The sequence below is a fragment of the Neolewinella lacunae genome, assembly GCF_014349155.1.
Taxonomy (GTDB): Bacteria; Bacteroidota; Bacteroidia; order Chitinophagales; family Saprospiraceae; genus Neolewinella; species Neolewinella lacunae.
In genome coordinates this window covers 1-13863 of record NZ_JACSIT010000040.1, presented here as the reverse complement: position 1 = coordinate 13863, position 13863 = coordinate 1, and the positions used below count along the sequence as shown (strand labels likewise).

The 13863-nt window shown below is 57.2% G+C and carries 11 protein-coding genes; 7 read left to right on the top strand and 4 right to left on the bottom strand.

All coding sequences use genetic code 11. From position 1 onward, the window contains the following. Position 1: 1 nt before the first annotated feature. The 3 genes from H9S92_RS01625 (at position 2) to H9S92_RS01615 (ending at position 4890) form a co-directional block, all read left to right on the top strand. The gene (locus tag H9S92_RS01625) at positions 2-1753 is read left to right on the top strand and encodes a RagB/SusD family nutrient uptake outer membrane protein (protein ID WP_187464983.1); all 1752 of its coding nucleotides are present in this window, start codon (positions 2-4) and stop codon (positions 1751-1753) included. A gap of 243 nt (positions 1754-1996) precedes the next feature. Further along, a complete protein-coding gene (locus H9S92_RS01620) occupies positions 1997-3127 on the top strand; it encodes an alkaline phosphatase (protein ID WP_187464982.1) in 1131 nt (376 codons plus the stop codon). Next, positions 3124-4890, top strand: coding sequence for an alkaline phosphatase (locus H9S92_RS01615; RefSeq protein ID WP_187464981.1), 1767 nt, complete (start codon positions 3124-3126; stop codon positions 4888-4890). Before H9S92_RS01620 ends, H9S92_RS01615 begins: the two co-directional genes overlap by 4 nt. A 139-nt stretch (positions 4891-5029) precedes the next feature. Here H9S92_RS01615 and H9S92_RS01610 read toward each other — a convergent pair whose 3' ends face one another. Further along, positions 5030-6271, bottom strand: coding sequence for a T9SS type A sorting domain-containing protein (locus H9S92_RS01610; protein ID WP_187464980.1), 1242 nt, complete (start codon positions 6269-6271; stop codon positions 5030-5032). Positions 6272-6289: 18 nt separating this feature from the next. Beyond that, the gene (locus H9S92_RS01605; protein WP_187464979.1) at positions 6290-7774 is read right to left on the bottom strand and encodes an SUMF1/EgtB/PvdO family nonheme iron enzyme; all 1485 of its coding nucleotides are present in this window, start codon (positions 7772-7774) and stop codon (positions 6290-6292) included. A gap of 316 nt (positions 7775-8090) precedes the next feature. On the opposite strand from H9S92_RS01605, the gene H9S92_RS01600 reads away from it, so the two are divergent. Then, on the top strand, positions 8091-8618 hold the full coding sequence (locus H9S92_RS01600) for a hypothetical protein (protein WP_187464978.1): 528 nt from the start codon (positions 8091-8093) through the stop codon (positions 8616-8618). Positions 8619-8904: 286 nt separating this feature from the next. On the opposite strand, the gene H9S92_RS01595 is transcribed toward H9S92_RS01600, so the two are convergent. Then, positions 8905-11349, bottom strand: a complete 2445-nt coding sequence (locus H9S92_RS01595) for a TonB-dependent receptor domain-containing protein (protein WP_187464977.1) — start codon at positions 11347-11349, stop codon at positions 8905-8907. Between the two features lie 444 nt (positions 11350-11793). On the opposite strand from H9S92_RS01595, the gene H9S92_RS01590 reads away from it, so the two are divergent. The 3 genes from H9S92_RS01590 to H9S92_RS01580 are packed head-to-tail and all read left to right on the top strand — an operon-like array spanning position 11794 to position 13052. Next, a complete protein-coding gene (locus H9S92_RS01590; protein WP_222935933.1) occupies positions 11794-12267 on the top strand; it encodes a hypothetical protein in 474 nt (157 codons plus the stop codon). Continuing rightward, on the top strand, positions 12268-12789 hold the full coding sequence (locus H9S92_RS01585; RefSeq protein WP_187464975.1) for a hypothetical protein: 522 nt from the start codon (positions 12268-12270) through the stop codon (positions 12787-12789). It abuts the gene before it with no gap. Positions 12790-12818: 29 nt separating this feature from the next. Next, positions 12819-13052, top strand: a complete 234-nt coding sequence (locus H9S92_RS01580; RefSeq protein ID WP_187464974.1) for a hypothetical protein — start codon at positions 12819-12821, stop codon at positions 13050-13052. 38 nt (positions 13053-13090) lie between these two features. On the opposite strand, the gene H9S92_RS01575 is transcribed toward H9S92_RS01580, so the two are convergent. After that, on the bottom strand, positions 13091-13863 hold a 773-nt coding region (locus H9S92_RS01575), incomplete at its 5' end, for a transposase (RefSeq protein ID WP_187464848.1).

The following is a 13863-nucleotide window of genomic DNA, read 5'->3' as shown; positions in this document are numbered from 1 at the left end:
GATGAAATATATCTATAAGTACACCCTCCTGGTCAGCTTTTTTACCATTCTGGCCAGCTGTACCGATCTGCAAGAAGTTGTGCTGGACGAATCCTTCACCGGCAGCGGTTTGTCCGAAACCATCAGCGGAGCGATTGCCCCGGCCTACGGACAAATCTCCTGGACCTGGCGGCACACCAACTACTACGGCCTGCAGTTGATTGCGGCCGACGAGGCCATCCTGCCCCACCGCGGTGGAACAGATTGGTTTGACGGGGGCAAATTCCTGGCCGTACACGCCCATACGACTACGCCGACCAACGACCTGGTGAGCAGCTCCTGGAACGAACTTTCCAAAAACATTTCCCGCACCCTCACCGCCATCGAGACCCTGACGCCGCTGGCCGAAATGGGCAACCGCGAAGCCGAAAGCGCGCTCTACGAAATGAAGGCGCTGCGGGGCTACCTCAATTTGTTGATGCTTGACAGCTGGGGCCTGATCTTCAAAAAAGAGCGCTCCACCGAGACCTCCGAAATCCTCCGGGGCCAGGCGGCTGTGAATTACCTTGACAGCGAATTTCAGTCAGTTGTCAACGTCATCAACACCGACCTCGGATCCGGGAGAATGACCCAAGGAGCCGTATGGGGCTTTCTGGCGCGTCTGCACCTCAATGCGCCAGTGTACCGCGACCCCTACGGCACGCCCAGCTTCACCGACGCCGATATGGACAAAGTCATTGAGTACACCACCAACGTCATCAGTTCAGGTACCTACCAATTGTCTCCTGGTTACTTTGAAATGTTCAACGATGAAAACCGCAGCAACCCTGAACTGATCTTCGCCCTCGATCAACGCGGGGTACTGCGCAACGAAGAAAGCCGCTGGACTTACTGGTCTCTGGCCGGATCCCTCTGGGGCCGCCCCGAATTCCCCAGCTCTGACGGCACCGACGGCCCCGCCATCACCCCCGACTTCTACCAGACCTGGGTGGATGCCTACGGCGACGTTGACCCCGCCGCCGCCGACATCCGCTTCTACCAGCAAAAGCAGCAGATCCCGGCCGAACTGCGGGATTTAACCGGTTTATCCCCCGCCAACGACGAGAACCATTACTACTGCACCACCCCCGAAGACTACGAATTTGACCGTGGCATCATCCGCGGTGTGATTTGGGGACCCCGCAAAGACGCCTCGGGAGCATTTTTCCGCTGCGACGGCAACCCCAATGTTTACCGCATTTACCCCGTCATCCAAACCAAAGGCAACGGCCCCGATCGCAACGTCGGTTACGTCAACCACGAATTGCAAATCGACTTCACCAACGAAGGCCGCCTGCATTCCAAAGGCTACCGGGTCTCAAAATACCAGTTCAGCCGGACCTCCCCCAATGCCAATGATTTCAGCAGCGTTGACATCGTACTGATGCGCTTAGCCGAAATGTACCTGATGCGCGCCGAGGCCCAACTCCGCAAAGGAAATAACGCCGCAGCTTTGGCCGACCTGAATACCGTCCGGACCTCCCGCACCGCACACCAGCCCGTTCCCGCCGCCCTGCCCGCCGTTGACCTCGAAGTCCTGTACCGCGAACTGGGCTTTGAATTCTACTGGGAAGGCCTCAGAAGAACCAACCAGATCCGCTTTGGTAAATACGAAGACGCCTGGACGGAAAAAACCGACGCAACGCCCACCAAGCGTTTGTTCCCCATTCCCCAGTCGGCCATCGACGGTGCTTCTAACACCCCCGGTTATCTGGAACAAAATGCCGGTTACTAGGCGGCTTTAAAGGATTTGGGCGCGGCCGCAGGTGCAAGGGAAAGGATTAAGGAGCAGGTTGCCAAGCATTGCTCTTTAATCCCATCCCACCGCACCTGCGGCCGCGCCCTTTTTACCTGAATCGGGTTCGTAAAAACCCTTTTTCGATCATTTACCGGATGCTGTTCTGGGGCCATACGCACCAGAGAAGGGTGGGAGCGCAGATCTGCCTCCCACCGCAGCCCTGCCTCAAAAAATCTCACCATGCTTCGACTTTCCAAAATCTCCTCAGCGCTGTTTTTAGCACTCCTGGCTCTGAGCGCGTGTACTCCCCAAGCCAAAGAAGATGGCCCCATCAACGTCATATTTTTAATCGGTGATGGCATGGGCCTACCCCAGGTTTCTTCTGCCTTTTATTTCGGTGATGACGCGCCCAATTTCCTGCAATTCGAGAAAATTGGCTTGATGAAAACCAACAGCAGCAGCCATAAAGTCACCGATTCGGCCGCTGCCGCTACGGCTATGGCCACCGGGGTGCGGTCTTATAACCGGGCCATCTCGGTGTCCCCCGATTCGCTTAGCGTGCCTTCTATTCTGGAATTGCTGCGTGACCAGGCTGGCTACCAAACTGGCCTGGTGAGCCTGACCACCATTACCCACGCCACCCCGGCCTGCTTTTACGCCCACGTTGAAGACCGCGACCAGCACGAGGACATCGCCGCCCAACTGGCTACCGCCCGGGTGGATTTTTTTGCGGGCGGCGGACTCAAATACTTCACCCAGCGAAAAGACCAAAGAAACCTCTACCAGGAATTGTTGGGCAGTAATTATCACCTCGATTCGCTGCAACTTTCCGCCTACGACCCCGCGAAAAAGAATGGCTATTTCCTGGCCTCCGAATCCCTGCCATCCAAAGTGGAAGGCCGGGGAAACTTCCTGCCCGATGCCACGCAACTGGGCCTCGACTACCTGAGCGAAAGCGGAAAACCCTTTTTCCTCATGGTCGAAGGCTCCTACATAGACTGGGCTGGCCACGCAGAGAACGACACGATGCTGATCCAGGAAATGGCCGATTTTAACGAGACCCTGGGCGTAGTATTGGCTTATCTGGAAAAGCATCCGAATACTTTGCTGGTCGTCACCGCCGATCACGAAACCGGGGGCGTGAGCCTCGATAAGCAATACGAAGCGTACAAGGTCTTTGGTCAGCAGAAAGTCATTCCATCGGAAGTGGCCATCCGCTTCAACTCCAACCAACACAGTGCAGAACTGGTGCCCGTATTTGCCAAAGGGCCGGGTGAAGACTACTTTCAGGGCATTTACCAGAACAATGAAATTTATTTCCGGATGCTCCAGGCCCTCAATATCCAGTCGTTCTCAAATATCCGACCATGAAAAACATGTTATTGCGGGCCAGCCTGCTCTTTTTTGCCCTGGCCAGCCAGTGGGTGCTGGCCCAGTCGCTCTACCAGGTACATTCCCACAACGATTACCAGCGGGAAGTCCCCTTTTGGTCCGCCTACGCCAGTGGAGCGAATTCCATTGAGGTGGATTTGTTTTTGAAGAACGATACCCTCTTCGTCACCCACGCCGAAGCAGAAATTCAGTCTGGGCGAACCTTCGAAAGTCTTTATCTGGAACCGCTCCAGCGCCTGGTGGAAGCCGGCAGCATCCGGCCGGTTCAACTGCTCATTGACCTGAAATCGGAAGCCTACCAAAGCATGGAAAAAGTAGTTGCCGTTCTCGGGGATCATCCCGCGCTGGTGGACGAAAAGAAAATCAAATTCGTAATTTCTGGCAATCGTCCCAAGGCTCAGGACTACGCCAATTACCCGGCCTTTATTTACTTCGACCACCAAAACCTCAACGATTTGGGAGAGATCAGTCTGGGGAAAGTTGCCATGATCAGTCAGAACTTCAAAGCCTATTCGGTGTGGAACGGCTACGGAAGAATGACCGCCCCGGACGCCGCCAAAGTACTCGCCGCCTTGGAAAAAGCCCGGGCTACGGGCATCCCTTTCCGTTTCTGGGCAACGCCGGACACCAAAACTGCCTGGACCCGTTTCGCCCAGCTCGGTGTGGGCTACATCAACACCGACGCACCCGCCCAGGCACGGGCCTTCCTGGATAAACTGGACCAGCGCACCCACCCCGCCCCCCTCGAACGGACCGTCTACCAGCCCACTTATTCGCTCAAGGCAAAGCAAAAACCCCGGAACGTCATCCTCCTGATCGGCGATGGCAATGGCCTGGCGCAGATCTCTGCCGCCTTGCTGGCCAATCGGGGCAAACTCTCGTTGGCTCATCTCAAAACCATCGGCCTGGTCAATACCTCCGCCGCAGATGATCCGGTGACCGACTCCGCCGCCGCGGGCACCGCCATCGCTACCGGCGTAAAAACCAACAACCGCGCCATCGGGGTGGACCCCGCCGGCAAAAGCCTTCCAACGCTCGTCGAAATCCTCAGCGGCAAAGGATATAATACAGGCATCATCACTACGGACGGGATTGACGGTGCCACGCCTTCTGCCTTTTACGCGCATACCAGTGAACGGGACGACAGTGAAAAAATACTGGCTGATTTAGTGCAGAGTGAACTCGATTTTTTTATTTCCGGAGGAAAGTCGGCTGAGCAAATTATTGCGCAAAAATTCGTCACCCAAACCTTGGAAGAATTTAAAGACTTGCAAAACCCAACGGCCATTTACAACGGCGCGGGAAAAATGCCTTCGGCTCTTAATGGCCGGGGAGACTTTCTGCCAGCAAGTGTCGAGAAAGCATTACAGGTATTAAATGACGCGAAAAAGCCCTTTTTTCTGCTCGTCGAAGGCGCCCAGATTGATAATGGGGGCCACGCCAACGATATTGCCACCATCATTTCCGAAGGGCTGGATTTTGACCAGGCGGTGGGCGAAGCACTGCGCTTTGCCGATCAGACAAAAAATACGCTGGTCATCATCACCGCCGACCACGAAACTGGTGGCCTGGGGATCGCGGGTGGCGACGGCGCAGGCACGGTCCGGGCCGATTTTCTGAGCGTCGACCATACCGGAATTTTGGTGCCCATTTTTGCCTACGGCCCGCAGGCGGAGACGTTTGGCGGCGTTTTTGAGAATACCGAGATATTCGGCAAAATACTGCGGGCGCTGGGTTGGTAGTCCGCGCCCGGCTCCTTGGTTTCTTTCCCTGCACCTGCGGCCGCGCCCCAAAGCCCCCTAGCCCCCAAAAGGGGAATTGGGCTGTGGGCGCGAACGCAGGTGCAAAGGAGGGTAGGGGAGCGGGGGAAGTCTGGACCGCCTACCTGCCTACCAGGAGCAATTTGGCCTTGATGATGCCCGCCGCGTCCGTCATCCGGATGAGGTAGGAGCCGGGGGAGAGTTTGCGTTGCAGCTCGAAGCGGTGGTCGGCCCCGGTGGCCGTCAGGGTGCGTTGCAGGAGGTGTTTTCCGGCGGCGTCGAAAATCTCCAGCGTCACCGTGGCCCCGGGCTCCAGGCCGGAGGGGCGGACGTTGACCTGGCTGCCCGTATTGGGGTTGGGGAAGAGGAGGAAATCCCAGTTGGCCCGCGCGTCGGAAAGCTGTACTTCTACGAGGTGGCTCAGGGAGATGGCCCCGTCCAGGTCCGTCGTCATCAAGCGGTAAAACGAGGTGCCGGGGTAGGGCTGGTGGTCCTTGAGCTGGTAGTCGAGCCTTTCTCCCGGTTCGCTGAAGCCCGCCGCTTCGGTTTCGCCGACGAAGGCGAAGTCGCGGCCATCCCGGGTCTTTTCGATGGTGAAGTAGTCGGTGGCCACTTCGTCTTCGGTCTGCCAGCGGATCAATACGTAGTCCTGCTCGGGGAAGGCCTCAAAGCGGATGAGCAGCAAAGGCAGGGGGATGGAGCCGAAATAGGTGGCGTAGTCGAAGCCGTCGCCCGCCCCCCCGCGGTAGAGGTCCGCCAGGTTGAAGCCGCCGAGGGTAGCCGCTACGATGGCCCGGTCGAAGCCGTCGCCGGGTCCGCCCCCGTAGAGCATGAACATGGTGCCCGCCAGGCTGCCGGCGAAGGTTTGCTTGTCGAAACCATCCCCCGGCCCGCCGCCGTAGAGGATGGCCAAGGTCTGCCCGCCGAGGGTGAGGGAGTTGCTGGATCGGTCGAAGCCGTCGCCCGGTCCGCCGCCGTAGAGAATGGCCAGCGTTTGCCCGCTGAGGGTGAGGGAGTTGCTGGATCGGTCGAAGCCGTCGCCCGGTCCGCCGCCGTAGAGGATGGCCAGGGACTGCCCGCCGAGGGTAAGCGAGCCGCCCGCCCGGTCAAAACCATCGCCCCGGCCGCCGCCGTACAGGACGGTCAGGGATTGCCCGGTCAGGCTGAAGGCACCACCCGCCCGGGCAAAGCCATCGTCGGAGCCACCGAGGTAGAGGGGACGCACCCCGACGGGCACTCCCGTAAGATCGAGTTGGATGGTGCGCCGCTGGGTGAAGCCGTCTCCCGGTCCTCCGGAAAACTGGGCCAGCAGCGGAGGGGAAAGCCCGGCCAGCCCCAGCAGCAGTGTCGTTAAGTAGCGCATGGGAGAAGCTTTGTGGGACTATTGGGCAGTGCGTGCGCCCCGGAAGCCCAGGCGGGCGTTGCCGTTGGTGAGGGTGGTGGCCGCATCGAAGCGGTCGCTGACGGCGCAGAAGGGTACAGTGTTGCTGTAGCTCCCGCCCCGGTAACCAATTCCGGTGGCCGTGGTGGGCCAGCCGGTTACGTTGGCGGCACCGGCGGTGGTAATTACGCCATCCCCGTGCGCACCCGTGAAGGCGCGGCCGGCGGGATTGCCTACCGTAACCGCCCGCTCGTACAGATTGCCCGAAAGTTCCATAATGCCGTAGTAGCTGCCGCCACTTTCTTCCCGGGTGCTATTGACCGCACTGGCGGCGAGTGCCCCGACGCGGAGTGGACCAATGGCCGTACTTGTAAAAAAAACCATATTGCCGGTGCCGACGCCTGGATTGCTGACTCCTTCGTTGGGCGCGCCCGCGTTACTCACTTCGTACAGGGTGCTGGTGACGTTGGCGTTGCCCCAGGCCAGTTCCGAAGCCACCGGAGCCAGTGGCCCCCGGCAGGCTTTTTCGTATTCCAGTTCCGTGAAGGGGCGCAGGCCCGACCAATCGAGGTAGGCCAGGGTCATCAGGGTAGCCGCATAATTTACCGCAACGTTGGGTAGGCTGGTGGTGGCATTGCCGTTGTCCGCCCAGCTGATGCCATTGCGCAACTGTACCTCGTCGCTGTTTTTGCCCATGGAGCCAGTTAGGTCAAGGTTGGCTTGCTGGGCGGGCGTCAGGCTGTTGAAAAAGGCTACCCACTGCTCCTGGCTGGTTTCGTATTTCATGCAGTAAAAAGCATTGAAGCCCTTGGGGAAAGCGGCGGGAATGGGCCCGAGTTGGTCGCCGTTGTTGTTGGCCCCCGGTTCGTTGTTGGCGTAGAAGAGGGTGCCTTGTCCGTTAGCTACGGTGATGGCCGCTTCGCTGGTCACCTCGTAGGGTACTTGCAGGCTGATGGGTGGGGCGGTCCGGGTGAAAAACTCGCCGCGGAGGTCGGCCGCACCCGAGAGTGGGCTCCCCATCCGGAAAGCACCTTCGGGAACGTAGACCATCTCGATGGCGAAGACTTGCACGTCGACGACCGCATTGTCGTCCACGCCGTTGGCATCGTAGTCCCAGCGGAGTTGGAGGTTCTGCCAATCAACGTCTCCAGATCCATCGGCCGAACGGTAGATGAAGGCCCCGACGTTATCGGCCACGTCGATGGTAGAGCCAGCTGCGGCCACATTACCCGTATTTTGGAGGGTAGCGTGACGCCAGGCGCCGCCGTTGACGCGGTACTTGGCAAATACCCAGGCGGCGTCGTAATTGCCGGGCCCTACGCTGATGCGCCAGGAATTTTCCCAGCTGAGGTCGAACTGGATCTGGGTGGTGCCCGCAGCGGCGTCTTGACCGATGAGCGTGACGTTGCTCACGGTGATGTTGTTGGCCTGCAAAAAGCCCAAAGCACCGCAGCAGAGGAGGAGGAAAGTCAATGCGTATTTCATAGGAAGATGGATTTGGTGGTTGATGCCCCGGTTTTGGTCTCTGTTACGGGAGCTCCGCAGCGTAGTGCAAAGTGCGGGGTAGTGTTGCTTCAAAAATACGGGAAATTGTTTCAGCTGATGGTCAATGTTTTAGGAGGGTGGGGGGCGAGAAAATGCCGGCTGAGGGTGTCCCCAGCCGGAATGTGGATGTTCGGGTGGGGCACCCTCAGCCAGGCCTTCATGTGTACCGAAAGTCCGTATACAAATTGAAGGGGTGCCTCCACCAAAGCACAAAAAGAAGGCAGTGCTTATTGCATCCCGCTTTACCTTGCACCACATGGACACCACCGCACATCTTTCCCTCTCCCCCCAGCCCGAACTATTGGCGAGGATCATCGATTTCCTGGCCTCCACGGGGATCCAATTTACCCTGACCAGCGAAAATTTTACCGCCTTTCTCGACGGGGTAAAAATCAAGGACGGCGAGTTGCTCATCAACCCCGCCAACCTCCTGTGCGTAGGCGATGTGCTGCACGAAGCGGGGCACCTGGCCTGCGTACCGGCAGCGCTGCGCCCGCAGGTCAATGAAAATGTTGCGGACAGCGTCGGGGAGGAACATACCTACGAATTGGGCGTCATTGCCTGGTCGGTCGCAGCGGCCCACCACCTGGGCATACCCCTCACGGAGGTCTTCAACGAAAAGGCCTATAAAGGGCAGGCGGATTGGCTGCTGGCCGAGTATTCGTCTGGGAATTACCTCGGCCTTCCACTCCTGCAGTGGATGGGGATGACTGCCCTGCCGGCGGAATTGAGAAATGAAGGTGTTGCTCCCTATCCCGCTATGCAGCGCTGGACCCGGGAATAGCGTCCTCCTTTTCCAATGTCGAAGTTATGGTGTCTGCGTTGTCGACCGGCAGGATATTTTGACGTGGATAACTAATCGTTGTAGCCGATTTTGTGGTCGGTAATCGCCCACCTTACTGCTGGCCAAAAAAAGATGGCGCGCACAATTCGCTGTGCGCGCCATCTCTGGTCTTGGCTCCGGGCTTGGTTGGGAGGGGACGGAACTGGCTGGCAGGGGTGAGGGCTTTGCTCCTTGTCCTTTCTCCCCCCTTTCGGGGGGTCGGGGGGGAGCACCTGCGGCCGCGCCCTTATTCGCCACCAGCCCGCCGCGCTTCATCGCCCAGGCCAGTGTCCCGCCGCCGGCTCTTCACTTTTTGGTTGCCGAAGTTGTAGCTCAGGCTGAGGGTGGCCCGCCGGCTGTCCCAATTGCCGCCGCCGCTGCTGACCAGACCGTTAAATTCGGAGGAACCGCGCCAGCCGGTGGTGTAGAGCAGGTCGTTGCCGCTGATCTTTACGTTGAGCTGTTTGTTGAAAAACTGCTTCTGCAAGCCCAGGTTAAGCGAACCGCTGGTTTTGTACACGAATACCCCGCCCCAAACACCAGGCCCGGCAAAATAACCACTTACCTCGGCGGTGAAGCCCTTGGGGAGGTTGAAAGTCTGCTGGGAAAAAATGCTGTACGTGAAGGCCTGTACGTCAATCGTAACGCCATCACCGTAGTCGGCCTGGTTATCGATGTAGCCGCCGGAGATGTTCACAAAGGCATTCCATTTGGGCGTTACGGTAAAGGGCAAGGCAGCGTTGAAACTGTAATTCGTCTGGACGGCCAGGTTATCCCAGCCGATGAATCCCGCGCGGGGGTCTACTTCATCGGGGCCCAGCAGACGGGTAATCTGGTTGCTCGTCCGGCTATAGGCCAGTTTGAAATTGTAGCGGTAGGCCAGGGTGTAGCCCAGTTCAACGTTATCGACGATTTCCGGACTCAGGAAAGGGTTGCCTTTTTCGTAGCTCAGCTGGCTGATCTGGTTGCGGAAGGGGTTGAGGATATTGTAATCCGGGCGGTTGATGCGGCGGCCGTAGTTGAGCGCAACGGTATTGCCTTTTTGCGCGTCGAGGGTGTAGGTCAGGCCAGCGCTGGGGAAGAAGCTGATGTAATTGAGCTCCACCGGCGGCTCCTGGAGGTCAACGCGGAAGGGCGTAAGTACGCCCATGGCGTCGGTGACTTCCGCCCGCAGACCGGCCGAAAAATTGAGTTTTTCGTTCAGTTTGCCGGCGTAGTTGAGGTAGGCGGCGTAGACGTTTTCGTCGTAGTCGAATTTGTTGGAACGGTCGTTGTTGAGGGTGCGGACGTTGGCGGCATCGACGTTGTAGAACAGGAAGGTATTTTTGGTGCCGACCTTGCTGAATTTGAGTCCCGTGCTGAAGTTGCCCGTGCCGATGCCTTGCTCGTAATCGAGTTTGGCGGTGGTAATTTCGATGTCGGTGGGCGTATCGAAATAGTTGTTGAAGACGCTGATCACTTCGTTGCCGTCGGGGCTGAGGTAGCTATTGGGCTGGTCGCGCACGTTATCGTTGCGGAAGTTGCCGTAATCGAGGTCAACGTTCAGGCTTTTGCCTTTGCCGCCGTCGAAGCGGTAGTTGAGGTTGTAGGTTTGTTGCCGGCGGTCGCCCTTGCCCAGGGTGCGGGCGCGGAGCAGGCTATCGGGGGTGCTCAGGCCGGTGGCAACGGTGTAGATGTCGATGTTGCTGTAGGAGTCACCTTCGCCGATGTTTTCCTGGCCGGTGACGAGGAAGCCGATGGTGTGGGCGGGGCTGAGGAAGAAGTCGGTGCCGAAGCGGAAGCTGGGGTTGGTCGACGTGTTTTTAAAGACGTTGGTTTCGTCGAGGAAAAGCCCGTTTTGAAAGCTTTCAAAGGCGAATTCGTTGTAGAATTGCCGGTGGCCGTAGGCGAGGGTACCAAAAGCGTTGAAGCTTTGGTTGCGGTAGTTGCCGGTCAGGTTGGCGTTGGCCTGGGCGTAGCGGCCCTGGCTGGCGGTGGTGGAGATGGTGCCGTTGGCACCTTCGTTTTCGGCTTTTTTCAGGCGGATGTCGATGATGCCGGCGTTGCCTTCGGCTTCGTATTTCGCGCCGGGGTTGGTGATGATGTCGATGCGGTCAATCTGTTCGGCGGTGAGGCTGCGCAGGTAGTTGCTCAGGTCTTCGCCGGCCAGCGGCAGGCGCTTGCCATCTACGTACACGAGCACGCCGGAGCGGCTCAAAACGTTGATGTTGTCGTTGTTGTCCACCGTCACGCCGGGGGCTTTGCGGAGCAGGTCCAGGCCATTGTCGCCCACGGCATTGATGGTGCCCTGGACGTTAAAGACCGTCCGGTCGGGCTTGATTTCCACCAACGCGCGGGTGGCCGTCACGGTAGCCTCGGCCAGTTCAACGGCGTTGGGGGCCATGGCCAAAACGCCCAGATCAATGGCCTGGCCGCTCAGTTGCAGACCGGGCTTGCGCAGGTCGGGGGCACCGAGGTAGCTGACCACCAGGTCGTACGTCGCGTCGGCCACGCCCGTGATGCGGAAAAGGCCGCTTTCGTCGGTCGTCTCCACCTTCACCAGGCTGGAGTCTTGCTGGAGGTAGAGCGCCACGTTGGCGAAGGGAACGGCCAGGCCCTCAGCGTCTTGTACTTGCCCGCGGATCAGGCTTTGGGCGCTGACGCAGGTGCAGAGAAGGGACAAAAAAGCGGTGAAAAGTAAAGTAGGCTTCATTTGGTTGAGTGTCGTGGTAACTTGGGGAAAAGAAGAATGAAAGAGGGGAAAAGCACTCCGCGCCGGGGCGGTGATTTCCGTTCAATGACGCAAACCTAAGCCCGGGGTTGCACCCCCGTCGCTGGTTTTCGACGAACAGCCAGCAGCGGCGGGTGAGTGGAGGAGTGGGGGTGGGTGGGGGGCTTTCTACCCAGCGCATCCTTGTGAGGCCTGTTCACCGGACCCAGCTTTCGGGCTACACAAAGCGTAGTAAACAGTGCCCACGGTATAGATAATTGGCCAGCAAACGGGCCTAGCTAGGGACGTCGAGGGAAGGAAAAACCAAAGATTTGGGCTATCTTTGAACCGAAACTTATCCTTTAGGCGTTTTATCCGTTCCTACCCAAGCCTACAATTATGCTCGCGCTGCCCGATCATTTCTTGGACGGTAAATCTTGGAGTCTCTTGCAAATTGGCATGGGGACCAACAGCTTATTGGGCCGAACCAAGACGGGCCTTAGTACTTCCGACCGACTGAAACGAATTTGGGATAAAATTTTCCTGCGTTGGGTCTGGTTTTACCTCAATCGGGAAATAAAGACCATTATCCAGCAAACGGATGACGCTACGAAACTGCTGTCTTCTGTAGACAGTCGGACCCTCTCTTCCCAAGAGTACAAAAGGCTGCGTTTGCAGCGGGATCGTACCCAGCAACACCTCGATCAGTTGTCTCAAGTCTACCACGCTCCCGGTCGGAAAGTCGCGTGGGCGCACGGGCGCATCGGCCAATTGATGGCGGCGCTCCAAAGAAACCAGGCCACCCTGGATCAGCTTTTTGCCCAGCACGATCTGAAAGTGGATAGCATCGGTGGTTTCAAGGTCATCAGCCAAGACGATGCTTGGAATTCACGGACTACGGCTTACGACTACGCTACGTAAATGTTCGATTCCACCTACGAGGTATTTAAGGTAAGTAGGCTGGGCGCGTTTGGTCGCGATTTCCATAAAGAGGTTTTGCTCTATCGCTTCGATGCGAAGGAAGGAGAGCGTTATTTGATTTACGTGACGGAATATCCGGAAAATTTTTTCACCATCGATTTTTGCCGGAATAAGTCCAGAAATTCCAAAAATAAGTGGACGGAAATATCTGGCCTTAGCGACGCCGTAAAGGTGTTGAGTACCGTTACCCATTTGATGATTGATTTGCTCAAAGCTGGTTACGAAGAGGGGGTTTGCTTTGGGTTCATCGGCGCACGGATGGACAGCGAGGAGGATCAAGAGACCTCAAAGAGATTTCGGGTGTATCGCAAAATCATGCTCAACCTTATCGACAGAAACGCTTTCTACCACCTTGAGGATCCTAGTATAGACGCTTATCTCATTGTGAATCCTAAGGCGGACCTGAATAAAGTACTCACCACCGCCCGCCACGCCTTCGCCAAAGAAAACGAAGAAGAATAAGCGCCCCATAAACCATCAATTTTTCACCCATGTCTGCCCCCGTCAATCACCGCCGCGCCTGGCTGATCAAAGCCCCCCTCGGCCTCGTCATACTTCCCTTTGGCCTCTGCCTCGTCGTGGAAGCCGGCTTCTACAAAGCCAGCGGAGCCAGCACGCTGAACTGGGTGGCCTACGGCACGGCAGCGCTGACGGTTTTCAACGCTGGCCTGTGTATTTTGATCGATTCTCTGCGGCACCGCATCTTGCTGGAGCGCGACGAGTGATTTTTTATCTACCCCAATACCAATGGTCCGCTGCGATTTCAAGCTGCTCTAGCGGCGTAGTTCCTGACCTCCGCCAGTACCTCTTGACTTTTTGGCAGGTTCGGGTCAATCCCACACCTGCTGAAAATGCGTAAAGCCAAGCGCTCATTGGTATAGGCAGTTGTAATATCAGCCATGGAAAATGCTCCGCGTTCAAGGTCGGGAACCGCTAAGTGGTGGGCAGCTTTAGCCAAATTAACTACCGTTAGCGCGCAGTTGACGTGGAAGTCGATCTTAAGCCAATCACGCCCTTGCCCCTCTTCTAAACCGCTGAACTGCTTGCCATCGCGGAAAATGAATTCTTGTTGGTAACGACAGCGGTAAGCATGGACAATTTGTTCGGCTGGCTGATCAACATCGGTGCTCATGTATACCTTCACAGACTTGATTTTGTTTTTTTCGTCAAGTTGGTGTATAACCACGATACGGATTTTTAATCCTGCTACTTTTAGTTGAACCACGCCCGTCCAAGCAACGGTTTGAGGTGAACTCAGCGCTTCCACTCGACTAAATACGGCAGGATCAAGGTTAAATAAGTTGACAAAGCCAGCATATTCCTTAGGCCGCCCTTTTGACTTTTGTGGTCCGCTGTAGTAGTAGCGCAGACTGACGTTTTTACGCAAGCGGGAGACTACATGAAAACCTGCATTGACAACGCGTTGGATGAATGGATTTCGGGAAAAGTACGCATCGACTACCACGTATTTACTGATCTGGAGCAGTTCGTCAGCCCGTTGCTCAAGGATTTCGGCATAATAATCCAGCAAAGATT